Here is a 22,350-nt window from a genome sequence, read left to right on the forward strand (position 1 = left end):
AAGGAGCCTTTGATGTCGAAGAACGATGATCCGGCCTTCTGGGCTTCCGCGCGCCGGCATCTGTTGCGCTATGGCGGAAGCTTCGAGAAGCTGATCATCGAGCGCGCCCGGGGAAGCTATGTCTACGATGCCGATGGCCGCGCGATCCTCGATTTCACCTCCGGCCAGATGAGCGCCATCCTGGGGCATTCCCATCCGCGGATCGTGGCGACCGTCCAGGCGCAGATCGCCGAGCTCGATCATCTGTTCAGCGGCATGCTGTCCCGCCCCGTGGTCAATCTGGCGCAGCGGCTGGCGAAACTGGCGCCGGGTCTCGACAAGGTCATCCTTCTGTCGACGGGAGCCGAGGTGAACGAGGCGGCGATACGCCTGGCGAAACTCGTCACCGGCAAGCATGAGGTCGTCGCTTTCTCCAAGAGCTGGCATGGCATGACGGGTGCCGCCGTGTCGGCGACCTTCAGCGCGGGCCGCAAGGGCTATGGGCCGGCCGCGGTCGGGTCCTTCGCGATTCCGGCCCCCAATGCCTACCGCCCGCGCTTCACCCATAAGGACGGGACACTCGACTGGCAGACCGAGCTCGACGATGCCTTCGCGCTCATCGACAGCCAGTCGACCGGCAATCTCGCCGCCTTCATCGCCGAGCCTATCTTGTCGGTCGGCGGCGTGCTCGACCTGCCGCCGGGCTATCTTGCCGCCCTCAAGCGCAAATGCGCTGAGCGGGAAATGCTGCTCATCCTCGATGAGGCGCAGACCGGCATCGGGCGCACCGGCGCCATGTTCGCCTTTGAGCGCGACGGCGTGACGCCTGACATATTGACCTTGTCCAAGACGCTGGGCGCCGGCCTGCCGCTGGCGGCGATGATGACCACGGCCGAGATCGAGGAGAAAGCGCATGAGCGCGGCTATCTCTTCTACACGACGCATGTCTCCGACCCGCTGACGGCCGCTGTCGGATTGACGGTGCTCGATGTGGTCGAGGACGAGAAGCTGGTCGACAAAGCGCGCCGCGCCGGCGACAGGCTGCGCCAGGAACTGCTGGCGCTGCAGCAGCGCTATGATTGCATCGGCGATGTCCGTGGCCGTGGCCTTCTCATCGGCATGGAGATCGTGAGTGAGCGGAAGGGCAAGCAACCGGCCTTCGAGCTTGGCAGCCGGATCGGCGAGGAGGCGATGCGCCGGGGCCTCAGCACCAATATCGTGAAGATGCCGACCATGGGCAGCGTCTTCCGCATCGCGCCGCCGCTCACCATCTCGGACGAAGAGATTTCAAAAGGTGTCAGGATCTTCCGGGAAGCGATTGATGTCGCTTTAGCGGCCAGGTGACGCTGAAGCTGAAAGGCGCGAAGCGGGCATGAGGCAGGCCGGCAGCCGCAAGGGCATCTGCCGCCCATTGGTTGCAGGTACGCAGCGGCGAGTAGCGTCCTTTGGCGAGATAATAGGCTTCGAGGCCAGACTGGGCCACCGGCGGGTGTAGGGCTTCGGTAGAGAGGCTGAAACGGATATGGTCGATCAGGGCCTGTCTTCCGGCACGGTCGATGCGCAGCGGCAGACACTCCGGATCATTGACGGGCGGATTGACGGCCATCACCCTCAGCGCCGTGTCATTGAGGCCCACCAGGGCGGCAAGCGCCACGGACAATCTGACATCGCCCCAGGTCGGAGTCTCGCGAAAGAACCGCAGATCGCCCCAGCCGACAGCGAGATAGGCCTCGGAGGGCAGGCCTGGCGGAACGACGGCCGGGAAGAGAGTGCTCCAGTCGATGAGCGGATCCCGGCTCGGCATGAGGATGTCGGCATGGGCAAGCGAGGTGCAGACATAGACAGAAGGCTCGCCATCGGCCTGCTGCGACCGGCCGGCAGCGGGGAAGAGCGCAAATCCGAGAGCGGCGAGGAAGTAGAGGAAGACCGAGAGAGCGAGTGAGACAAGAAGGTGGGCGCCGAAACGCAGCGCGTGACGCCCCATTCGTCAGCCGATCTTCTCGCCGATCAGGTCATACTCCTCCGCCTCGACGATCCGTGTACGGATCATATCGCCGGGCTTGAGGCCTGTCTCGCCGGGCAGGAATACATTGCCGTCGATCTCGGGCGCATCCCAGGGGGAACGGCCGACCGCTTCCTCATTCTCCTCATCGATCTCATCGATGAGGACGTCGATCTCGCGCCCGACCTTCCTGGCGAAGATATCGGCGCTGATCTCCTGCTGGGTCTGCATCAGCCGGTGCCAGCGCTCCTCCTTGACTTCATCGGGAACCGGGGCGGCGCCGATGTCGTTCGCCGTGGCGCCGGCGACCGGCTCATATTTGAAGCAGCCGACACGCTCGAGCCGGGCTTCCTTCATCCAGTCGAGGAGATAGGCAAAATCCGCTTCCGTTTCGCCCGGGAAACCGACGATGAAGCTCGAGCGGATAGCGATGTCGGGGCAGATCTTGCGCCAGGCCTTGAGCCGGTCGAGCACCTTTTCCTGGTTCGCGGGGCGGCGCATGGCTTTCAGCACATTGGGGGCTGCATGCTGGAAGGGGATATCGAGATAGGGAAGGATCTTTCCCTCCGCCATCAGCGGGATCACCTCATCCACATGCGGATAGGGATAGACATAGTGCAGCCTGACCCAGGCATCGAACTGGCCGAGTTCCTTGACGAGATCGGCGAATTTCGCCCGAACCTCGCGGCCGCGATACTTGCTCTCGGCGAATTTAAGATCGATGCCATAAGCGCTCGTGTCCTGCGAGATGACGAGCAGTTCCTTGACGCCGGCTTTGACCAGCCGCTCCGCCTCATAGAGGATCGAAGCGGCGGGCCGGCTGACGAGATCACCACGCAGCGAGGGAATGATGCAGAAGGTGCAGCGGTTGTTGCAGCCTTCCGAAATCTTGACATAAGCGTAGTGACGCGGCGTCAGCCGCAAGCCTTGCGGCGGGATGAGATCGAATTTGGCGTCATGCGCCGGGGGCACGGCGTCATGCACGGCGGACACGACCGCCTCATACTGATGGGGCCCGGTGACGGCGAGGACGGCGGGGTGGGCGGCGCGGATCGTATCGGCCTCGACCCCCATGCAGCCGGTGACGATGACCCGGCCATTCTCGCTCACCGCCTCGCCAATGGCGGCCAGCGATTCGGCCTTGGCGGAATCAAGGAATCCGCAGGTATTTACGATAACCACGTCGGCGGCGTCGTAGCCCGGCGAGATCATATAGCCCTCGGCCCGCAGCTGGGTGAGGATGCGTTCGGAATCGACCAGGGCCTTGGGGCAGCCGAGGCTGACCAGGCCCACTTTCGGTATATGTCGTGCGGCAATTGTCATGTTGGCGGGGTCAATAGACCAGCCTGTCGTTTGCCGCAAATGGTCTTGATGCTAGACTGGGCTTAAGCCATATGTTGGGAAAGCCCAGCCGCTGATGGGGATAAAATCATGGATGCCCGAAATATCGTCATTGCCCTGGTGATCGGCCTGGTGGCCGGCTGGCTTGCCAGTTTCGTGGTCGGGGGCTCGGGCCTGGTCCGCTACCTGATCAGCGGCGTGATCGGCTCCTTCGTCGGCAGCTTTCTCTTGAGCAAGGCGGGCATCAATCTCGGCATCGGCAATGAGATCGTGCGCGATATCGTGACCGCCACGATCGGCGCCATCATCGTGGTCTTGCTGGCGCGTTTCATCGCATAGTTCAGAAAGCAGGAGGCAGCTATTATGGAACCGCAAACTCTCATGGATCTTGGTGGTGGCGTCGGCTGGATCGGCACCTTGCTGATCGGCGGCATCGCCGGGTGGATCGCCGAAAAGGTGACGAAGAGCGACATGGGCGTTCTGATGAACATCATTGTCGGCATCATCGGCGCCTATATCGGTGCCTTCCTGGCCAATGCGCTCGGCATCCATCTGGGCGAGATCTTCCAGGGCTGGTTCTGGGGCAATCTGCTGGTCGCGGTGGTGGGCGCGGTGCTTCTCCTTGCCGTCCTCAAGATGTTCCGTGGTCGGAGCGCCTGATTTAGAGTTCCCATGGTTACCGTTCTCGACACGCTGAAAGCCCGGCCGCGCCATCCTGAGAAGGCGCACAAGCCTGACACGCCGATCCTGCGCAAGCCGGACTGGATCAGGGTCAAGGCGCCGGGCTCGGCGGTCTATAACGAAACCAGGGCGATCGTACGCGAGAACCGCCTCGTCACCGTATGTGAGGAGGCGGGCTGCCCCAATATCGGGGAATGCTGGTCGAAGAAGCACGCGACCTTCATGATCATGGGCGACACCTGCACGCGCGCCTGTGCTTTCTGCAATGTGAAGACCGGGTTGCCCGAGGCGCTCGACAGGGCCGAGCCCGAAAAGGTTGCCGACGCGATCGCCCGCATGGGCCTGTCCCATGCGGTCATCACCTCGGTCGACCGTGACGACCTTGCCGATGGCGGCGCCGATCATTTTGCCCAGGTCATCCGCGCGGTCAGGCAGCAGTCGCCGTCGACCACCATCGAGGTCCTCACCCCCGATTTCCTGCGCAAGGAAGGCGCGCTCGAGCAGGTCGTCGAGGCCCGTCCCGATGTCTTCAATCACAATCTGGAGACGGTGCCCTCGCTCTATCTGCGCATCCGCCCGGGTGCCCGCTATTTCCATTCGCTGCGGCTGCTGCAGCGGGTGAAGGAGCTGGACCCGCAGATGTTCACCAAATCGGGCATCATGGTGGGGCTGGGCGAGACCCGCGACCAGGTGCTGCAGGTCATGGACGACATGCGCTCGGCCGATATCGATTTCATTACCATCGGCCAGTATCTGCAGCCCTCGCGCAAGCATGCCGCGATCGACCGCTTCGTGCCGCCCGACGAGTTCAAGTCCTATGAGACCATCGCCTATGCCAAGGGCTTCCTGATGGTGGCCGCGAGCCCGCTGACGCGCTCCTCGCACCATGCCGGCGATGATTTCGCGAGATTGCGCGCCGCCAGGGCGGCCAAGGCCAAGCCCGAATAAATGCCGAAATTCAACGTCACCCGCGAGATGCCCTACAAGGCCGCGGAACTGTTCGCCATTGCGGCGGATGTTGACACTTACAAGGATTTCCTGCCGCTGGTCGAAAGCTCCCGCACATTCGACCGCGAGCGCGTGAGCGAGGGAACAGAGCGTTTCAAGGGCGAATTGCGGGTGCGCTACAAGAAGCTCCATATCGACGAGACTTTCGTGAGCGATGTCCTTGCCGACCAGCCGAAGCTCACCGTGTCGTCACGCTCTGAAGGCGGCCTGTTCGAGCATGTCAATGCCGAATGGCGCTTCAGTGACCGCAAGTCCGGCGGTGCTACGGTCGAGTTCCAGGTCGACTACAAGGCGAAGAGCCGCTCGTTGCAGTTCTTCATGTCCGGCATGTTCGATTACATGGTGCGCAAGATCAACAACGCCTTCGAAGAGCGGGCGAGGGAGCTCCATGGGCGAACTCGATTGCCGGCTCATGGCTGAAGAACTGTCGCGTCTTTCGTTAGTTTCTCGAATCTGAAGCAGACCGACTTTCCAGCAATCGGTTCGTTCCAGCTATCGCCGGGCTTCAGACCCACGCCGCTACCAAAGAGCATGAACAGCAACCAGTTCCTCTGCTCGAAGCGAACGGGGTGCTTGACCCATGTGACGGTGAGAACGTAGCAACTGGCTTCCAATTTGAGGGTCGGTAGCGCATCCGTCCCGTCAAGCCAAATAATGGATCGGCCGACATTGGGCTTGGCAGGTTGATTGCTGTCGGCCACTTCGAGAAAGTAGCCCGCCGGATCGAGCATGCTTTCTGAATAGCGCCACAAGCGCAAGGAAGACCCGGTCGCGTCGTCTCTGATTTCGCTGGTCAGGCTATAGATCGTCGGGTCAGGGGCGGGGAAGCCACAAGCCGTCAACAAACAAAGCACTATCGCAACAAGCATCAAGTGGTGGCCTTGTCCAGATTTCACGGGTGGGGATCCGGATGTTGTTGGTGCACTCAGCGTGCCAAACGCGCGTGGCAAAGGTGAGGCCAACGAGGGGAGCGAATTCGACGAACTCAAGCCAGCCGTGAGGCCGTGCCAAGTTGAGATTCGATGAAATCCAGTGCCGCTGCGACCGAGCGCAGGCGAACTTCACTGCGATCTGCCTTCACAAAAATGAATCGGCGATGATTGGTTTCGCCGCCGGTTGAGGCGCAGCTCAAATGCACGAGTCCTACCGGCTTCTCGGGCGATCCACCGCCGGGGCCGGCAATGCCGGTGACCGAGACCGCGATATCGGCATTGGAGTGCTTGAGCGCGCCTTCGGCCATGGCCCTGGCGCAAGCCTCGCTCACCGCGCCATGCAGCTCGATGACGCTGGCTGGTACGCGGAGCAGGCTGATCTTGGCCTCGTTCGAGTAGACGACGAACCCGCGTTCGACGACGTCGGATGAGCCGGCGATTTCGGTGAGGAGGCCGGCGATAAGCCCGCCGGTGCAGCTTTCCGCCGTGGCGAGCTTGAGGCCGCGGCGGCGCAGCAGGGCCAGCAGCTGTTCGGCACGATGGAGGAGGGCGGCATCGAACATGAGGTCTATCCCGGCAGCCTGACGATCACAGTGGCGAAAGCGGTGATGCCTTCGCCGCGCCCGACAAAGCCCAGTTTCTCGGTCGTCGTCGCCTTGATGGCGATCCTGTCTTCGCCGATGCCAAGCAGCGCGCTGAGCTTCGCCTTCATGGCGGGCAGATGCGGCGCGATGCGCGGCGCTTCGGCGAGGATGGCGATATCGGCATTTCCGACCTTGCCGCCACGCTCGGCGACCAGCGATACGGCCTTGGCCAGGAAAATCGACGAGGCGGCGCCTTTCCATTGGGGATCGTTGGGCGGGAAGAAAGTGCCGATGTCGCCTTCGCCCAAGGCGCCCAGTATCGCATCGGTCAGGGCATGAAGGGCGGCATCCGCGTCGGAATGGCCGGCAAGCCTGTGCGTATGCGCGATCTCAACACCGCACAGCATGACATGATTGCCTTCCGCAAAGGGATGGATGTCGACGCCCATGCCGGTGCGGATGTCGGCAAGCGCGTTGAGCGACTTGCTGAAAGAGCGATTCGCTTCGGCAAGATCGTCGAAGGTGGTCATCTTGCGATTCTCAGGCCCGCCCGGAACCACGGCCACCGTAACCCCGGCGAGCTCTGCGACGGCGGCATCATCAGTGAGATTGGCCTGGCCCGACTGGCGCGCCTGCTCATGGGCAGCGCGAATCGCGGCAAAGGCGAAGCCCTGCGGCGTCTGCACCACCCACAGGCCGCTCCTGTCGATGGTGCGCTCGATCGTGCCTTGCGGGGCTTTCTTGATCGTGTCGGCGACGGCGATGCCCGGCACGACGCCCTGGTGCTCTTTCAGCCCCGCAATCACACGACTGATAAGATCGGCCGATATGAAGGGGCGGGCGGCGTCATGGATGAGAACATGGGTAAGATCATGCTTCGCCAGCGCTTCAAGGCCCAGACGGCAGGATTCCTGGCGGGTGGCGCCCCCGGTGATGGGCGGTTCGACCGCCAGTCCGGCCGCGGCCTGCGCGAACAGAGTTTCCTGGCTTGCCCCGATGACCGGCTGTATATGTGAGACGAGTGGATGGTCGCAAAAGGACTTGAGCGCCCACCAGACCACCGGGCGACCACCAATAGATTGATATTGTTTTGGTTTTTCGCCCCCGGCCCGGCTGCCGGTCCCGGCGGCTACGACCACTGCGCCAATCTTCATGGGCATGCCCTCTAACAGCGGCAATTGGTCTGAGCAAGTCGTCTTGACGCGGCTATCCAGCTCACTAAACTGCATAAAAAACATACAGCAATATAACATGCCTAATTAATGAGCATATCGATTGGCCATATCAGATTGCGCAACAGGGTTCTCCTGGCGCCCATGTCGGGGGTGAGCGACCGCCCGTTCCGAGAGATTGCCGATTCATGCCATGCGGGCCTTGTGGTCACCGAGATGGTGGCGAGCCGGGAACTTGTTGAGGACCGCGCCGACATGGTCCGCCGTGCCGAGCGCCCACTCAAGGGCTCGCTCTTCGCCGTGCAACTGGCCGGACGCGAGGCGCGATGGATGGCGGAAGGGGCGCGCATGGCGGAAAGCCTCGGCGCCGACATCATCGACATCAATATGGGCTGCCCCGCGCGCCAGGTGACGGGCGGTTACTCGGGCTCGGCACTGATGCGCGACCTCGATCACGCTTTGACGCTCATCGACGCGACGGTCACGGCGTGCAACGTGCCGGTCACGCTCAAGATGCGGCTCGGCTGGGACGACCGCATGATGAACGCGCCGGAGTTGGCGCGCCGCGCCGAAGAGGCCGGCGTCCGCATGGTGACCGTGCATGGACGCACCCGCTGCCAGTTCTACAAGGGAAAGGCGAACTGGAACGCCATTGCCGCGGTGAAGAAAGCGCTCAAGACGATACCGCTGATCGCCAATGGCGATGTGACGACGAGTGCCGACATCAAGGGCATACTGGCTGACTCGGGCGCCGATGGCGTCATGGTCGGACGCGGCAGCTATGGCAGGCCCTGGTGGCCGGGCGTGCTTGCCGAACGGCTCGATCCGGGCAGCGGCATGACGGCACCTGACCTCGCGGGCGAAGCCGAGCTCATCGATCGGCAGCACCAGTCGATCCTCTCGCTCTATGGCCATGACCATGGCAATCGCATCGCCCGCAAGCATCTGGGCTGGGTGATCGACCGCAAGCTGGAAGAGAACCGTCTCACGCCCGAAGCTGCCGCATCGTGGCGGCGTAAGCTCCTGGGCGAGAGCGACAACGACAATGTGCGCCTCACCTTGCGCGATCTCTATGCGACGCTGCAGGACGCAGAGAAGAGGGCCGCGTGAATTTCGCACGTGCCAACGAGACCGGGACGTCACCCGACATGGGTGTCCTGATCGACGCGTTGCCCAATCCGCTGCTGGTGCTCGACGACAAGGACCATATCCATCTCGCCAATTCGGCGGCCGAGGATTTCTTCCAGGCCGGCAAGGCGACCCTCCTGCGCTCGAGCTTCGCCGATCTCATGCCGCTGGCGAGTCCGGCCCTCAACGCCATTGCCGAGGCGCGTCATTCGGGCGGCGTGGTCAACGAATATTCGATCAGCGCCGGCACGCCCCGTTTCGGCAGCGAGCGCAATGTCGATCTGCAGGCCGCTCTCGTGCATGAGCAGCCGCATTTCGTGATCGTGATGCTGCTCGAGCGCTCGATGGCGCACAAGATCGACCGCCAGCTCACCCACCGCAATGCGGCGCGCTCGGTCTCAGGCATGGCCGCGATGCTGGCGCACGAGATCAAGAACCCGCTCGCCGGCATCAGGGGCGCCGCCCAGCTCATCGAACCGACCCTGTCGGGCGAGGACCGTCCCCTGGCCCGCCTCATCTGCGAGGAAACCGACCGCATCCGCGATCTCGTCGATCGCATGGAAGTATTCTCCGACGAGCGCCCGCCGGAGCGTGAGCCGGTCAATATCCATGCGGTGCTGGAGCGGGTGAAGGCGCTCGCCATTGCCGGCATGGCGCAGCCGATCCCGATCCGCGAGGAATATGACCCGTCCTTGCCGCCGGTGATGGGCAGCCGCAACCAGCTCATCCAGGTCTTCATCAATCTGGTGAAGAACGCCGTCGAGGCGATCGAAGCCGACGGCTCGGGCGGCGAGATCCAGCTCACCACCGCTTTCCGCCCGGGCGTCAGACTGTCGATCGCGGCGTCAGGCGAACGCGTGACCTTGCCGCTCGAAGTATGCGTGAGGGATACGGGGCCGGGCGTTCCGGCCGATCTCAGGCCGCATCTTTTCGATCCCTTCATCACCACCAAGCCCGGCGGGCGCGGTCTGGGTCTCGCTCTGGTGGCCAAGATCGTGCGCGACCATGGCGGGATCATCGAATGTGAGCCGCTCGAGCGCGGCACCGCCTTTCGCGTGCTGCTGCCAATGCTGCGCGTCCCTCAACAGCCTGCAATGGAAGAAGTGAAGTCATGAAGGCCAAGACCGTTCTCATCGCCGATGATGACAGCGCTATCCGCACCGTGGTGTCGCAGGCGCTCTCGCGCGCCGGCTATGCGGTGCGCTCGACTGGCACCGCCGCCGGCCTGTGGCGCTGGGTGACCGAAGGGGCGGGCGACGTGATCGTCACCGATGTCGTGCTTCCCGACGAAAACGCCTTCGATGTCCTGCCGCGCATCAAGAAGCTGAGGCCGTCCCTGCCGGTCATCGTCATGAGCGCCAAGAACACGATCATGACCGCGATCGCCGCGGCTGAGCGCGGCGCCTATGACTATCTGCCGAAGCCTTTCGATCTCACAGCACTCGTATCGATGGTCGGGCGCGCCGCCCAGCATCTCGAGGTCCGTCCGGTCACCCCGCCCAACACGCCGGCCGAGAATCTCCCCATCATCGGCCGCTCGCCGATCATGCAGGAAATCTACCGCGTCATCGCCAGGCTCACCCAGACGGATCTCACCGTCATGATCGAGGGTGAATCGGGCACCGGCAAGGAGCTTGTCGCACGCGCCGTGCATGACTACGGCAAGCGCCGCCGCGGCCCCTTCGTCGCCATCAACATGGCGGCGATCCCGCGCGAGCTCATCGAATCGGAGCTGTTCGGTCATGAGAAGGGGGCCTTCACCGGCGCCACCAGCCGCATGGCCGGCCGCTTCGAGCAGGCGGAAAGCGGCACCTTGTTCCTCGACGAGATCGGCGACATGCCGTTCGAGGCGCAGACACGTCTCTTGCGCGTCCTGCAGCAGGGCGAATATACGACAGTTGGCGGCACTCAGCCGATCAAGACCAATGTCCGCATCATCGCCGCCACGCACCGCAACCTGCGCCGCCTGATCGACCAGGGCCAGTTCCGCGAGGACCTGTTCTTCCGGCTCAATGTCGTGCCGATCCGCCTGCCGCCTTTGCGCGAGAGGATCGACGACATTCCCGATCTCGTTCGCCATTTCCTGGCGCAAGCCGAGCGCGAGGGCCTGCCGCGCAAGATCATGCCGGCGCAGTCGGTGGAGCGTTTGCAGGCGCATCGCTGGCCTGGCAATGTGCGCGAGCTCGAGAACCTGATCCGCCGTATCGCGGCGCTCCATCCCGAAGAGACCGTGTCGGCCGAGACGATCGATCGCGAGCTGGCCTCCGTGGCGTCATCGACCAATCCGGAGCAGACCGACGATACCGGCGGCCTGAGCGGCTACCTGGAAAACCACCTGGCCCGGCAGTTCGCGAGCTTCAGCGACGGCCTGCCACCGCCCGGCCTCTACCACCGCATCCTCGCCAATGTTGAGCCGCCCTTGATCCGTGCCGCGCTGGCCGCGACCAAGGGTAACCAGATCAAGGCGGCGGAGCTTCTGGGGCTGAACCGCAATACGCTGCGGACCAAGATCCGCACCTACGGTATCCAAGTGGTACGCGGGCTCTGAAGGCGCCAAATACCGGCATCAGCTGCCTCTGGATGATCGGTCCAGGGGGTTAATAAATTGAAATATAACGATATTTTTCTACTGTCGCAAATTGGCCACGATAGTTGTTGATTCCTTGCCACAGTGCTTTTAAGGCGCCGGGAGATCATGGCCCTGACCGACGTCAATCCAGACCATCATTCACGTCTTTCCCGCCTTCCCGGAATTGTCGGGATTGTCGTTGTCTGCCTGTCCATCCTGGCCGGCCTTGCGACCTATACGATCCTGACCGGCCTGTCGCCGATCAAGCCCACCCCCGACATCATCACCTGGCTCCTGGGCGGCAATCTCGTTCTGGTCCTGCTGATGGTCGGAATGATCCTGTGGCAGTTCTGGGCGCTCATTGCCTCCAAGCGTCGGGGCACGGCGGGCGCCGGCCTCCATATCAGGCTGGTGTCGCTGTTCAGCCTGATCGCCGCCCTGCCGGCCCTGATCGTCGCCGCCTTTGCCGCCGTCACCCTCAATCGCGGTCTCGACGCCTGGTTCTCCGAGCGCACGCGCTCGATCGTCGATTCCGCCGTGACCGTTGCCGAGGCCTATATGCGCGATCACGGCGAGACGGCGCGCGGCGACATCGCGTCGATCGCCGCCGACCTCAACAACCAGAGGCTTCTCTTCGACACCGACCGGCCGGATTTCGTGCGCCGCGTCGCCCGCCACGCCGCCTTGCGCGGCCTCGTCGGCGCTTTCGTGTTCGACACCAACGCCAAGCGGATCGACGCCAACATCACCCTGAACAACAAGATCGTCTTCCGCGCCCCGACGCCCGAGGCGATCGAGCGCGCCGACAAGGGCGAGCTCGTGGTCATACCGCCGGGCGAGGGTGGAAATATCATCCGTGCCCTGATCAAGCTGACCAACTATCCTTCCGAATATCTCTATGTCTATCGCGCGATCAATCCATCGGTCATCGATCAGCTCGACGAGACGCGTGCCGCCAAGGCCGAATACGACCAGCTGCTCGAGCAGCGCTCGGGCGTGCAGATCACCTTCGCCCTCATGTATGCCGGCGTGTCGCTGATCTTCCTGCTCGCCGCCATCTGGCTCGGCCTGTGGTTCGCCGACCGCATCGTGGCGCCGGTGGTAAGCCTGCTCAATGCGGCGCGGCGGGTTTCCGCCGGCGACCTCGATGCCAAGGTCACCGAAGTCCAGGGACCGGGTGACCTGCAGACCCTGGCGCGCGCCTTCAACCGAATGACCTATCAGCTGAAAGAGCAGCGCAACGAGCTGATGACCGCCAATCACCAGCTCGACGAGCGCCGCCGCTTCACCGAGGCGATGCTGTCGGGCGTGACCGCGGGCGTCATCGGCGTCGAGCCGGACGGGATCATCTCGCTCGTCAACCCGTCCGCTTTCACGCTCACCGGCATGTCGGAGCAGGAGCTTCTCGGCCGCAGCCTTGCCGAAGTGCTGCCCGCCTTCTCCGTCGTCTTCGAGCAGGCGGCCTCGCGCGTTTCCGGCTGGGCCGAAGGCCAGGTGAATATGCGGGTCGGCACCCAGGAGCGCAATTTCGTCGTCCGGGTCACCACCGAGGCCGCCGACAGCGACGATCATGGCTATGTCGTCACCTTCGACGATATCTCCGAGCTGGTGACGGCGCAGCGCAATTCGGCCTGGGCCGACATTGCGCGGCGCATCGCGCATGAGATCAAGAATCCGCTGACCCCGATCCAGCTCTCGGCCGAGCGCCTGAAGCGCAAATATGGCCGCGAGATCCAGACCGACAAGCAGGTCTTCGAGCAGTGCACCGACACGATCATCCGCCAGGTCGGTGACATCGGCCGCATGGTCGATGAGTTCTCCGCTTTCGCCCGCATGCCGAGCGCCAGCCTCGAAATGCAGGACCTGGCGGCGGTGGTGCGCGAGGCGACGATCCTGCAGCGGGTGAGCGCCGGCGAGCTCGAGATCGAGGTACGTGTCTCCGACGAGCGCATGGCCTTCCCCTTCGACCGCCGCCTGATCACCCAGGCCGTCACCAACCTCGTCAAGAATGCCCGCGAGGCGATCGAGGCGCGCCAGCACGAGGACCAGGCTGTGAAAGGGCACATCCTGGTCGAGGCCGGCCTCGATCACCAGGCCCCCTTCGTCAGCGTGACCGACAACGGCATCGGCCTGCCGAAGGAAAACCGGCATCGCCTGACCGAGCCCTATATGACCACCAGGGCCAAGGGAACCGGTCTCGGTCTCGCCATCGTCAAGCGCATCATGGAGGAGCATCAGGGCCGTGTCGTCCTCGATGACGCGCCGGCGGACTTCGACGGCGGGCGCGGCGCCCGCGTTACGCTGAGCTTCATGCCGCTGCCCGAAGAGCAGGTGGCGGTAGCCGATCCGGAATTTGTCAATTGAGTCTTGGCCCGCGTGGATCGGCAGCGATCCGGGTGGGCCGTCGAATGGGGTAGTTTTGATATGGCAGCCGATATTCTCATCGTCGATGATGAAGCCGACATCCGTGAGCTCATTTCGGGCATCCTCCAGGACGAGGGCTATGAGACGCGGCTGGCGCGCAACAGCGATGCGGCTCTTGCCGCAATGGCCGACCGGCGGCCGTCGCTCATCGTGCTTGATATCTGGCTGCAGGATTCGAAGCTCGACGGGCTCGACCTGATGACCGTCATCCGCGAGCGTCATCCGGAACTGCCGGTCGTCATCATTTCCGGCCACGGCAATATCGAGACGGCCGTGTCGGCCATCAAGCGCGGCGCCTATGACTATATCGAGAAACCGTTCAATGCCGACCGGCTCATCCTCGTCGTCGGCCGCGCCCTCGAAGCTTCGCGCCTCAGGCGCGAGAACGAAGCGCTGAAGGGCCGCGCCGGCGCCGATGTCGAATTGCTGGGCTCGTCCATGGCGATCAGGCAGCTGCGCCAGACGCTGAAGAAGATAGCACCTTCCAACAGCCGCATCCTCATCACCGGACAGATGGGAGCGGGCAAGGAACTGGCGGCCCGGACACTCCACGAGATGTCGCAGCGCAATAACGGCCCCTTCGTGATCCTGAGCGCCGCGACGATGGCGCCAGAGCGCATGGAGGAGGAACTCTTCGGCATCGAGGACGGATCGGGCGCGACGCAGCGCGTCGGCGCCCTCGAAGAGGCCCATGGCGGCACGCTCTATCTCGACGAGATTGCCGACATGCCCATGGAGACCCAGGGCAAGGTGCTGCGCGTCCTGGTCGAGCAGACCTTCCAGCGGGTAGGGGGGGGCAAGAAGGTCAAGGTCGATGTGCGCATCGTCTCTTCGACCGCGCGCGATCTGGCGACGCTCATCGGCGAGGGACGCTTCCGCGAGGATCTCTATCATCGCCTGAGCGTCGTGCCGGTGCGCGTGCCCTCGCTGGCCGAGCGCCGCGAGGATATCCCGGAGCTCATCGAATATTTCGGCAGGCTCTATTCGCTGAGCTCTGGTCAGCCGCAACGCAAGCTCGCAACCGACGCGGTCGCCACGTTGCAGACCCAGGACTGGCCCGGCAATGTGCGGCAATTGCGCAACAATGTTGAACGGGTGATGATCCTGGCCGGCGGTGAACCGGGCAGCGAAATTACCGCCGCCATGCTCCCGGCGGAGGTGGGCGCCGGCCTGTCGCCCGCCGCTTCAGGGTTCGGCGGCGAGCATCTTCTGGCCCTGCCGTTGCGCGAAGCCCGCGAGGCCTTCGAGCGCGATTATGTTGCGGCTCAGCTTTCGCGCTTTGGCGGCAATATCTCCCGCACGGCTCAATTTGTGGGCATGGAGCGGTCGGCCCTGCACCGCAAGATCAAGCTTCTCGGGCTGGCTGTCAGAGGAGAGGGAGAGGAAATACCCGCAGGCGTTGAGTGACGCAAGGTAAAGGCGTGCTCTTTACCTTAACCATTTACTAATTGTAACAATTCTGCACAGGTTAGGCCCGGTTCGGGCTTCCCCTGAAGCCTGAAATTCAATTAAAACTTGATGCGATTTCGGTGCGCCATATGAAGACGCACCAGCTGCACATATAAGGGCCGCAAGGCCAGGAACGCCCCGCGGGTCAGGTCCGCCGCATCTCCTGAAACAAGGGGCTACAGCCGGTCCGGAAGCGCATCGAGTGGCCTCCTCGATCTTACGCATCCGGGCCGGCGCCCTATCCAGCCAGACTAGAGCTGGATGAAAGTGTGCTTGATCTGCTGATATTTTTCCAAGGCATGCAGCGACTTGTCGCGCCCCATGCCCGACTGCTTATAACCGCCGAAGGGAGCGGTGATGTCGCCGCCATCGGTCGCATTGATGTTCACCGTGCCGGCACGCAGGCTGCGCGCCACCTTGTGGGCACGCGTGATGTCGCGCGTCCACAGGCTTGCCTGCAGGCCGTAGATCGTGTCATTGGCGATCTTCACGGCATCCTCGTCGTCCTTGAAGGTGATGGTGGCGACCACCGGCCCGAAGATCTCCTCCTGGGCGATGCGCATTGAGTTCTTCACGTCATCGAAGATGGTCGGCTCAACATAGAAGCCGCCGGTATTGCGCCGGGCCCGCTCGCCGCCGAACGCCACCTTGGCGCCTTCCTTGCGGCCGATGTCGATATAGCCGAGCACGCGCTCCATCTGGCCCTCGTCGACCATCGACCCCATCGACGTCTTGGGATCGAGCGGATCCTTGGGCCGCCATTTGTCGGCATGCTTGGCGACGAGCTCGATGAACTGGTCCTTGATCTTCTCCTGGACGATGATGCGCGTCGCCGCGGTGCAGACCTGGCCTGCATTATAGAACACCCCGGCAGCAGCGGCGGCGGCGGCGTGGTTGATGTCGGCGACATCGCCGAACACGATATTGGGCGACTTGCCGCCGGTCTCCAGCGCCACATGCTTCATATTGCTCTCGCCCGCATAGCGCAGGAAGAACTTGCCGACCTCGGTCGAGCCGGTGAAGGCTATCATGTCGACATCCATGTGACGGCCGAGCGCCTGGCCGGCGGTCTCGCCAAAGCCTGGCAGCACGTTGAGGACACCGGCGGGGAGGCCCGCTTCGGCGGCGAGCTCGGCGACGCGGATAGCGGTCAGTGGCGACTGCTCGGCCGGCTTGAGGATGACCGAATTGCCGGTGGCCAGAGCCGGTCCGAGTTTCCATGACGCCATCAGCAGGGGGAAGTTCCACGGCACCACGCAGCCTACGACGCCGATCGGCTCGCGGGTGATCATCGAAATCGAATCGGGCCGCGCCGGCGCCAGCTCGTCATAGACCTTGTCGGCGGTCTCGGCATACCACTGCAGGCATTTGATCGTGGAAGAGAGATCGACGGCTTGCGCCTGGGTGATCGGCTTGCCGACATCGAGCGTCTCGAGCAGGGCGAGTTCCTGGGCGTGCTTCTCGACAAGGGCCACCCATTTGAGCAGGATTCGCTTGCGCTGCATCGGCGCCATCTGCGACCAGCTGCCCTTTTCGAAAACCGCGCGCGCCGCCTTCACCGCAAGGTCGACATCTTCCTTGTCGCATTCGGCGACCTTGGTCAGCACCTTGCCGTCGATCGGCGAAATGCAGTCGAAGGTCTTGCCCGAGGCCGCGGCGGTGAACTTGCCGTTGATGAAGGCCTGATGGCGATAGGAAACCTGGGAAGTCTGGGTGCGATAGTCTTCAGCGGCAGCCATGGCGCATCTCCTTCGAGGCGAGGATGGGGAATGGGCGCATCATATCAAAAAGGCACCGCCCGGCGGGCAGTGCCTTTCATGCAATAACCGAATACCAGGATTACTTGATCTTGGTTTCCTTGAACTCGACGTGCTTGCGCGCCACCGGATCGTACTTCTTGAAGGTGAATTTGTCGGTCTTGGTGCGCGAGTTCTTCTTGGTGACGTAGAAGTAGCCCGTGTCAGCCGTCGACTGCAGCTTGATCTTGATTACATTGCCTTTGGCCATAATAAATCTCCTCGAGCCCCAGGGCCCGGCTTTGGTTGGCGTGGGGTATGGCCGAAGGCCGGTTGAAAGTCAAGAAACCACCCGAACCGGGACAATGGCGCCTGGTTACGCATGCCCCATGACCGCGGCCTGAGCCGCGGCAGGGATGTCCTTGATGGCCCCCGGGCCCGGTATGGCGCCCGGCGGGCATTTGCCCAGGATGATCATGCCCAATACCTCGTCCTTGGTGACATCCCTCACATGCGCGGTGCCGACCACGCGGCCGTTCTTCATGACAGTGACACGGTCGGCAAGGTCGAAGACGTCGTGGATATCGTGGCTGATCAGGAAAATGCCGATGCCTTCTGCCTTGAGCTGCTTGATGAGTTCGCCCACCTGGGCGGTTTCCTGCGGTCCCAGGGCCGCGGTCGGCTCATCCATGATGAGGATGCGGGCGTTGAAATGGATGGCGCGCGCGATCGCCACCGATTGGCGCTGTCCGCCCGACAGCGATTTTACCGGCTCCTTGAAGCGCCGGAAATTCGGATTGAGCCGCCCCATCACCTGCCGGCATTGCGATTCCATCGCGATGTCGTCAAGCGTGCCCCACCTGGTTCTAAGCTCGCGTCCGAGATAGAGGTTGGCGGCCGCATCGACATTGTCGGCGAGCGCCAGCGTCTGATAGATCGTCTCGATGCCGAGCGCCTTGGCGTCGCGCGGATTGTCGATCTTGACCGGTTCGCCATTGATGAGGATGTCGCCGGCATCGCGTTTATAGGCGCCCGACAGGATCTTGATGAGCGTCGACTTGCCGGCGCCGTTATGGCCGAGGAGGCCCACCACCTCGCCCTGGAAGAGATCGATCGAGGCGTGATTGACCGCCTTGACGCCGCCGAAGGCGATTGACATGTCGCGCATCTCGACGAGCGGCGTCGGCCCGCTTGAACCTGTGTTGTCGCTCATCTTTCCCTCACTTCATGCGTGCCCGGTAGACCTGGTCGAGCCAGACGGCCGTCACCAGCACGGCGCCCACCACCATGTCCTTGTAGGCGGATTCGAAATTGAGCAGCGTCATGCCCGATTGCAGCGACTGCATGAGGAGCGCGCCGAGCAGGGCGCCGTAGATCGTGCCGATGCCGCCGGCAAGCGATGTCCCGCCGATGACGGCAGCAGCGATGACGTAGAGCTCGTTGAATTGTCCCAGCGAGTTGGTGGCGGAGTCGAGACGGGCGGTGGAGATGAGGGCAGAGACGGCGACCAGCACGCCCATGAGCGTGAAGATCATCACCGTCAGCCGTTTGGTGTTCACGCCGGCAAGCTCGGCGGCTTCCGGATTGCCGCCGGTCGCATAGACATAGCGGCCGAAGCGCGTGCGCATGGCGAGGAATGTCATGAGAAAGCCGACGGAAATGGCGATCAGCACCGGAATGGCATAACCGGTCTCGAAGCTGAGGCCGTTCACGCAGCGTACGATCTTGTCTCCTTCCCGGCAGATGGCGTCGCCTGAAGCGTCGAGCGCGCCGTCGGGAATGGGGATGTTGTGCTCGAGCGCGTATTTCTCGATGACCTTGGGCGCCCAGGGATAGGAGTTCACGAGCCAGGTGGCCCCGAGCGCGACGAGGCTGCCCACCACGCCGATAACGGTCTCGGCCCAGATCGGTCGCAGCGGAAATTTGAACCGTCGCCGCTGCTGACGTCCGGTGATGATCGCCGCCACGATGCCGCCGCAGGCCAGGAAAGCCAGGATCCAGCTCCAGAAAGGCCCGATCGAGGCGAGGGGGCCATTGCCGCCGATCAGCTTGTAGGTCTGGTCCATCGGCGCCACGGTCTCACCCCGGATGACCCACCAGGCGAGGCCGCTATAGGCGATGAGGCCGCCGAGGGTCACGATGAAGGACGGAATTCGCAGATAGGCGATGAGGACGCCGTTGAGGCAGCCGACCAGCGCGCCCATGACGAGGGCGAACAGAACTGCGATGATCCAGATCGCAGGATGACCGACGCCAAGCGCCGGACCCAGGCCATAGACCTGCAGGTAGCCCACCGAGACGGCGATGAAGCTCAGCATCGACCCCACCGACAGGTCGATCTGGCGCATCACGATGATGAGCACCATGCCGGTCGCCATGACAGCGATCGAGGATGTCTGCACCATCAGGATCCACAGATTGCGCGGGGTCAGGAAGGATCCGCCGAAAAGCCCATCACCGGGCCTGAGGATGCCGCTGTAGATGTCGAAGCCCGCCCAGATGACGAGGAGCGCGCCGACCATGCCCAGCATGCGCGTGTCGAGTTCTGTGGCGTTGAGGAAACGCCGGATCAGGCCTTCCTCGCTGGCGGGATCATGCGATCCGATCGCCGGTGCTGACATTATCCCAGTCTCCTCCCCGAAGCCGGCACAGATATGATTGCGCCGCCTTTCAGGGCGGCGCAATCCGAGCGCCCGATTTTTATCAGTGCGATCCCGTGATCGTGATCAGTCGCAGGCCTTCACCGCGCCAGCTTTGACGCCGGCACAGGCTTCCGCCTTGCTGATCCAGCCAGCATCGATCACCTCGTTCAGTGTGTCCTTGGTGATCGCATTGGGGGTGAGCAGGATGGCGTTGACCTCGACACCCTTCTTGCCGCTGTTGAACTTGGTCACGCCCGCCAGCGAAGCGGGATCGGCGCCGCCGGCAATGGCGACGGCAGCCTCACCTGCCGCCTTGCCCAAAGCGCGCGAGTCCTTCCACACGGAGACGGTCTGCGTGCCGAGCGCGACACGGTTGAGCGCCGCCTTGTCGCCGTCCTGACCGGAGACGGGAACCGAGCCCGCGAGCCCTTGAGCATCGAGGGCCGCGACCACGCCCGAGGCCATACCGTCATTTTCAGACACCACGGCATCGACCTTGTTGCCGGTCGAGGTCAGGCACTGCTCCATGTTCTTCTGGGCATTGTCCGGCTTCCAGCCATCCGTGAAGGTCTCGCACACATTCTTGATCTTCCCGGAATCCAGAGCAGCCTTGAGAACTTCCGTGATGCCCTGGAAGAGGAAGGTGGCGTTCGGATCGCCCTTGTCGCCCTTGATGAAGGCATAGTTGCCTTCGGGCTTGGCGTCCTGGATCACTTTGGCCATCAGCCGCCCGACGCCCACATTGTCGAAGGTGACATAGAGGGCGTTCGGATCCTCGACCAGCACGTCATAGGAGAGCATTTTCACGCCCGCATCGCTTGCGGCCTTGAAGGACGGCAGGATCGCGTCTGAATCGAAGGCGACGACGAGAATGACATCGACTTTCTGGGTGATGAGCCCCTCGATATCAGCAGCCTGTTTCTGGGCTGAACCCTGGGCGTCGGTGGAGACGAACTTGTCGCCGGCCGCCTCGACGACCGCCTTGATCGCAGCCTCGTCGGTCTTCCACCGCTCTTCCTGGAAGGTCTTCCAGGAAACGGCTATGGTCTTGCCGGCGGCCATGGCCGGAAGCGGCGACAGGCCGAGCAGCAAAGCGCCGACTGCAGCGGCCAGAAATCTGGTCTTCATATTATCCTCCCTGTGCTCCGTAGCGCGCCTCACTCTTCCGGTGCTTAAGCCGGATTACGGATCCATTGCATGGACTGTATCGACTTCAATCGGCGGCAAAAAAATGTTGCGACAATCGCGCATTCAAGTCAACTGAACGCTCCCGACTTTCCCGCGACCAGGTATTGTGTCCAGGAAGCGCCGCCGGGCTTGATCCCGAAGGCCTATGGTTACTATCCTGTCCGGGCAGGCAACACGGACACCATCCATGGGCGCGCTCCACAGGCTTACTTTGCTTGTCTTTCTGGTTCTGTTCGCCGTCGGGGCGCCGGCGGGTGCGGCCGCTGCGGAGCCGGAGGCTCGACGCGCCGAACAGGCGCTGACCGCCTGGTACAGGCTTTCTCTTGCTCTGGTGCGGCACACGCCGACCTATTCGCCGCCGGTGGCCAGCCGGACTTTGGCCTATATGGGGGTGGCGTCTTTTGAAAGTGTGGCGAGCGGTGACGAGAATATGCAGTCGCTGGCCGGCCAGTTGAACGGCCTGCGCCCGCTGCCGGAGCGCAATGCGGGGGGGACCTATGACGGCGCGGTGGTGATCAATGCCGCATTGTCATCGGTAGTGCGCGATCTGTTTCAGAATACCGGTCCGACTGGTCAACGTGTCATCGCGCTTCAGGACGCCAAGTTGCACAAGCTGGTCGCGGAGGGCTTGCCCCGCGATGTCGTCGCGCGCAGCGAGGACTATGGACGGCAGATTGCAACGCATGTGCTCTCCTGGTCGCGTGACGATGGCGGTGCCGTCGTCGAGAACATGGGATTTCCCTATGAATACGAGCTCGCAGCGGGCCCGGCGCGCTGGGTGCCGACCAGTCTGATCTCACAGCAGCAGTTGCCACTGCTGCCGAAATGGGGAGCCAATCGCACCTTCGCGATGCCCACCGGCAAGTCTTGCGGCCTAGCCGCACCGCCGGAATACAGCGAGGACAAGGCGTCGCCCTTTTATGCCGAGGCGTTGGAGGTCTATCAGACCGGCAAAACCCTGAGCCCGGAGCAGCGCGCTGTTGCACGCTTCTGGTCGGACGACCCGATGCTGTCGCCCACTCCTCCCGGTCACTGGATTTCGATCGCGCTTCAGATCATCGACCAGGACAAGCCCGATCTTGCGAAAAGCGTCGATGTGCTGGCGCGTCTCGGCATCGTGCTGGCCGACGCTTTCATCGGGTGCTGGGAGACCAAGTTCCACTACGATTTGCTGCGGCCGGTGACCTATATTCACCGGATGATTGATCCGAAATGGGAAACGCTGCTCATCACGCCACCTTTTCCCGAATATCCGAGCGGCCACAGCACCCAATCGGCTGCTGCCGCCGCCGTTCTGACCGATATCTTCGGCGAGGATTTCGCCTTCGAAGACAGGACGCGTGAAGGCGATGGCCTGAAGCCCCGCCGCTTTGCCAGCTTCTGGGCCGCCGCCGATGAAGCCGCCATATCGCGGCTGCTCGGCGGCATACATTTCCGTTCCGCCATCGAGCGCGGTCTGCAGCAGGGGCGGTGCATCGGCGAATACACGAACGCGCTGCGCACGAGGAGATAGGG

At 63.1% G+C, this 22,350-nt stretch carries 21 protein-coding genes; 11 read left to right on the forward strand and 10 right to left on the reverse strand.

Going from position 1 to position 22,350, the window contains the following annotated elements; all coding sequences use genetic code 11:
• The first annotated feature begins 12 nt into the window (after nt 1-12).
• Nucleotides 13-1,323, forward strand: a complete 1,311-nt coding sequence (locus tag DT068_RS20585) for an aspartate aminotransferase family protein (RefSeq protein ID WP_119391769.1) — start codon at nt 13-15, stop codon at nt 1,321-1,323.
• Here the strand turns inward: DT068_RS20585 and DT068_RS20590 are convergent.
• A complete protein-coding gene (locus DT068_RS20590) occupies nt 1,277-1,963 on the reverse strand; it encodes a DUF2459 domain-containing protein (RefSeq protein ID WP_119391770.1) in 687 nt (228 codons plus the stop codon). The genes DT068_RS20585 and DT068_RS20590 overlap by 47 nt on opposite strands.
• A 3-nt stretch (nt 1,964-1,966) precedes the next feature.
• Nucleotides 1,967-3,304, reverse strand: coding sequence for a 30S ribosomal protein S12 methylthiotransferase RimO (gene rimO, locus DT068_RS20595; RefSeq protein WP_119391771.1), 1,338 nt, complete (start codon nt 3,302-3,304; stop codon nt 1,967-1,969).
• Nucleotides 3,305-3,412: 108 nt separating this feature from the next.
• Between rimO and DT068_RS20600 the strand changes: the two genes are divergently transcribed.
• From DT068_RS20600 to DT068_RS20615, 4 genes are read left to right on the forward strand one after another with little or no spacing between them, the layout of a single operon-like run.
• Entirely contained in the window at nt 3,413-3,661 is a 249-nt protein-coding gene (locus DT068_RS20600; protein WP_119391772.1) for a GlsB/YeaQ/YmgE family stress response membrane protein, read from the forward strand.
• 24 nt (nt 3,662-3,685) lie between these two features.
• Nucleotides 3,686-3,982: a GlsB/YeaQ/YmgE family stress response membrane protein gene (locus DT068_RS20605; protein ID WP_438816449.1), complete on the forward strand. Its 297-nt coding sequence runs from the start codon at nt 3,686-3,688 to the stop codon at nt 3,980-3,982.
• Nucleotides 3,983-3,994: 12 nt separating this feature from the next.
• Entirely contained in the window at nt 3,995-4,951 is a 957-nt protein-coding gene (lipA, locus tag DT068_RS20610) for a lipoyl synthase (protein WP_119391774.1), read from the forward strand.
• Nucleotides 4,952-5,431 carry a type II toxin-antitoxin system RatA family toxin gene (locus tag DT068_RS20615; RefSeq protein ID WP_119391775.1) on the forward strand — a complete coding sequence of 160 codons (480 nt, stop codon included), beginning with the start codon at nt 4,952-4,954 and terminating at the stop codon, nt 5,429-5,431.
• On the opposite strand, the gene DT068_RS20620 is transcribed toward DT068_RS20615, so the two are convergent.
• The 3 genes from DT068_RS20620 to DT068_RS20630 form a co-directional block, all read right to left on the reverse strand.
• Entirely contained in the window at nt 5,422-5,907 is a 486-nt protein-coding gene (locus DT068_RS20620) for a hypothetical protein (RefSeq protein ID WP_162914344.1), read from the reverse strand. The two genes, DT068_RS20615 and DT068_RS20620, sit on opposite strands and share 10 nt — an antisense overlap.
• Before the next feature lie 89 nt (nt 5,908-5,996).
• The gene (locus DT068_RS20625; protein WP_119391777.1) at nt 5,997-6,506 is read right to left on the reverse strand and encodes a CinA family protein; all 510 of its coding nucleotides are present in this window, start codon (nt 6,504-6,506) and stop codon (nt 5,997-5,999) included.
• 5 nt (nt 6,507-6,511) lie between these two features.
• Complete coding sequence (locus DT068_RS20630; RefSeq protein ID WP_119391891.1) at nt 6,512-7,681, reverse strand: bifunctional 2-C-methyl-D-erythritol 4-phosphate cytidylyltransferase/2-C-methyl-D-erythritol 2,4-cyclodiphosphate synthase; 1,170 nt, start codon at nt 7,679-7,681, stop codon at nt 6,512-6,514.
• 108 nt (nt 7,682-7,789) lie between these two features.
• On the opposite strand from DT068_RS20630, the gene dusB reads away from it, so the two are divergent.
• The 5 genes from dusB (at nt 7,790) to ntrX (ending at nt 15,227) form a co-directional block, all read left to right on the forward strand.
• On the forward strand, nt 7,790-8,809 hold the full coding sequence (gene dusB / locus DT068_RS20635) for a tRNA dihydrouridine synthase DusB (protein WP_119391778.1): 1,020 nt from the start codon (nt 7,790-7,792) through the stop codon (nt 8,807-8,809).
• Between the two features lie 38 nt (nt 8,810-8,847).
• Entirely contained in the window at nt 8,848-9,942 is a 1,095-nt protein-coding gene (locus DT068_RS20640) for a two-component system sensor histidine kinase NtrB (protein ID WP_119391892.1), read from the forward strand.
• The gene (gene ntrC / locus DT068_RS20645) at nt 9,939-11,375 is read left to right on the forward strand and encodes a nitrogen regulation protein NR(I) (protein ID WP_119391779.1); all 1,437 of its coding nucleotides are present in this window, start codon (nt 9,939-9,941) and stop codon (nt 11,373-11,375) included. The genes DT068_RS20640 and ntrC overlap by 4 nt, the downstream gene beginning before the upstream one ends.
• Before the next feature lie 147 nt (nt 11,376-11,522).
• Nucleotides 11,523-13,760: a sensor histidine kinase NtrY-like gene (locus tag DT068_RS20650; protein WP_119391780.1), complete on the forward strand. Its 2,238-nt coding sequence runs from the start codon at nt 11,523-11,525 to the stop codon at nt 13,758-13,760.
• Nucleotides 13,761-13,820: 60 nt separating this feature from the next.
• Nucleotides 13,821-15,227: a nitrogen assimilation response regulator NtrX gene (ntrX, locus tag DT068_RS20655; protein WP_119391781.1), complete on the forward strand. Its 1,407-nt coding sequence runs from the start codon at nt 13,821-13,823 to the stop codon at nt 15,225-15,227.
• A 293-nt stretch (nt 15,228-15,520) separates the two neighbouring features.
• Here the strand turns inward: ntrX and DT068_RS20660 are convergent, their stop codons facing one another.
• The 5 genes from DT068_RS20660 to DT068_RS20680 all read right to left on the reverse strand — a co-directional run bounded on the left by DT068_RS20660 (nt 15,521) and on the right by DT068_RS20680 (nt 20,775).
• On the reverse strand, nt 15,521-17,008 hold the full coding sequence (locus DT068_RS20660; protein WP_119391782.1) for an aldehyde dehydrogenase: 1,488 nt from the start codon (nt 17,006-17,008) through the stop codon (nt 15,521-15,523).
• 100 nt (nt 17,009-17,108) lie between these two features.
• A complete protein-coding gene (gene rpmG, locus DT068_RS20665; protein WP_119391783.1) occupies nt 17,109-17,276 on the reverse strand; it encodes a 50S ribosomal protein L33 in 168 nt (55 codons plus the stop codon).
• A gap of 105 nt (nt 17,277-17,381) precedes the next feature.
• The gene (locus DT068_RS20670; RefSeq protein WP_119391784.1) at nt 17,382-18,218 is read right to left on the reverse strand and encodes an ATP-binding cassette domain-containing protein; all 837 of its coding nucleotides are present in this window, start codon (nt 18,216-18,218) and stop codon (nt 17,382-17,384) included.
• Between the two features lie 7 nt (nt 18,219-18,225).
• On the reverse strand, nt 18,226-19,626 hold the full coding sequence (locus tag DT068_RS20675) for a sugar ABC transporter permease (RefSeq protein WP_119391785.1): 1,401 nt from the start codon (nt 19,624-19,626) through the stop codon (nt 18,226-18,228).
• A gap of 105 nt (nt 19,627-19,731) precedes the next feature.
• A complete protein-coding gene (locus DT068_RS20680; RefSeq protein WP_119391786.1) occupies nt 19,732-20,775 on the reverse strand; it encodes a substrate-binding domain-containing protein in 1,044 nt (347 codons plus the stop codon).
• A 247-nt stretch (nt 20,776-21,022) separates the two neighbouring features.
• On the opposite strand from DT068_RS20680, the gene DT068_RS20685 reads away from it, so the two are divergent.
• Nucleotides 21,023-22,348, forward strand: a complete 1,326-nt coding sequence (locus tag DT068_RS20685; protein ID WP_119391787.1) for a vanadium-dependent haloperoxidase — start codon at nt 21,023-21,025, stop codon at nt 22,346-22,348.
• Nucleotides 22,349-22,350: the final 2 nt, after the last annotated feature.

Source organism: Taklimakanibacter lacteus, from assembly GCA_003576695.1.
Taxonomy (GTDB): Bacteria; Pseudomonadota; Alphaproteobacteria; order Rhizobiales; family Aestuariivirgaceae; genus Taklimakanibacter; species Taklimakanibacter lacteus.

Excerpts from the sequence above, each read along its gene's own strand:
- DT068_RS20585 (WP_119391769.1), top strand. The coding sequence starts at position 13 with ATGTCGAAGAACGATGATCCGGCCTTCTGGGCTTCCGCGCGCCGGCAT.
- DT068_RS20590 (WP_119391770.1), bottom strand. The coding sequence starts at position 1,963 with ATGGGGCGTCACGCGCTGCGTTTCGGCGCCCACCTTCTTGTCTCACTC.
- rimO (WP_119391771.1), bottom strand. The coding sequence starts at position 3,304 with ATGACAATTGCCGCACGACATATACCGAAAGTGGGCCTGGTCAGCCTC.
- DT068_RS20600 (WP_119391772.1), top strand. The coding sequence starts at position 3,413 with ATGGATGCCCGAAATATCGTCATTGCCCTGGTGATCGGCCTGGTGGCC.
- DT068_RS20605 (WP_438816449.1), top strand. The coding sequence starts at position 3,686 with ATGGAACCGCAAACTCTCATGGATCTTGGTGGTGGCGTCGGCTGGATC.
- lipA (WP_119391774.1), top strand. The coding sequence starts at position 3,995 with ATGGTTACCGTTCTCGACACGCTGAAAGCCCGGCCGCGCCATCCTGAG.
- DT068_RS20615 (WP_119391775.1), top strand. The coding sequence starts at position 4,952 with ATGCCGAAATTCAACGTCACCCGCGAGATGCCCTACAAGGCCGCGGAA.
- DT068_RS20625 (WP_119391777.1), bottom strand. The coding sequence starts at position 6,506 with ATGTTCGATGCCGCCCTCCTCCATCGTGCCGAACAGCTGCTGGCCCTG.
- DT068_RS20630 (WP_119391891.1), bottom strand. The coding sequence starts at position 7,681 with ATGAAGATTGGCGCAGTGGTCGTAGCCGCCGGGACCGGCAGCCGGGCC.
- dusB (WP_119391778.1), top strand. The coding sequence starts at position 7,790 with ATGAGCATATCGATTGGCCATATCAGATTGCGCAACAGGGTTCTCCTG.
- DT068_RS20640 (WP_119391892.1), top strand. The coding sequence starts at position 8,848 with ATGGGTGTCCTGATCGACGCGTTGCCCAATCCGCTGCTGGTGCTCGAC.
- ntrC (WP_119391779.1), top strand. The coding sequence starts at position 9,939 with ATGAAGGCCAAGACCGTTCTCATCGCCGATGATGACAGCGCTATCCGC.
- DT068_RS20650 (WP_119391780.1), top strand. The coding sequence starts at position 11,523 with ATGGCCCTGACCGACGTCAATCCAGACCATCATTCACGTCTTTCCCGC.
- ntrX (WP_119391781.1), top strand. The coding sequence starts at position 13,821 with ATGGCAGCCGATATTCTCATCGTCGATGATGAAGCCGACATCCGTGAG.
- DT068_RS20660 (WP_119391782.1), bottom strand. The coding sequence starts at position 17,008 with ATGGCTGCCGCTGAAGACTATCGCACCCAGACTTCCCAGGTTTCCTAT.
- rpmG (WP_119391783.1), bottom strand. The coding sequence starts at position 17,276 with ATGGCCAAAGGCAATGTAATCAAGATCAAGCTGCAGTCGACGGCTGAC.
- DT068_RS20670 (WP_119391784.1), bottom strand. The coding sequence starts at position 18,218 with ATGAGCGACAACACAGGTTCAAGCGGGCCGACGCCGCTCGTCGAGATG.
- DT068_RS20675 (WP_119391785.1), bottom strand. The coding sequence starts at position 19,626 with ATGTCAGCACCGGCGATCGGATCGCATGATCCCGCCAGCGAGGAAGGC.
- DT068_RS20680 (WP_119391786.1), bottom strand. The coding sequence starts at position 20,775 with ATGAAGACCAGATTTCTGGCCGCTGCAGTCGGCGCTTTGCTGCTCGGC.
- DT068_RS20685 (WP_119391787.1), top strand. The coding sequence starts at position 21,023 with ATGGGCGCGCTCCACAGGCTTACTTTGCTTGTCTTTCTGGTTCTGTTC.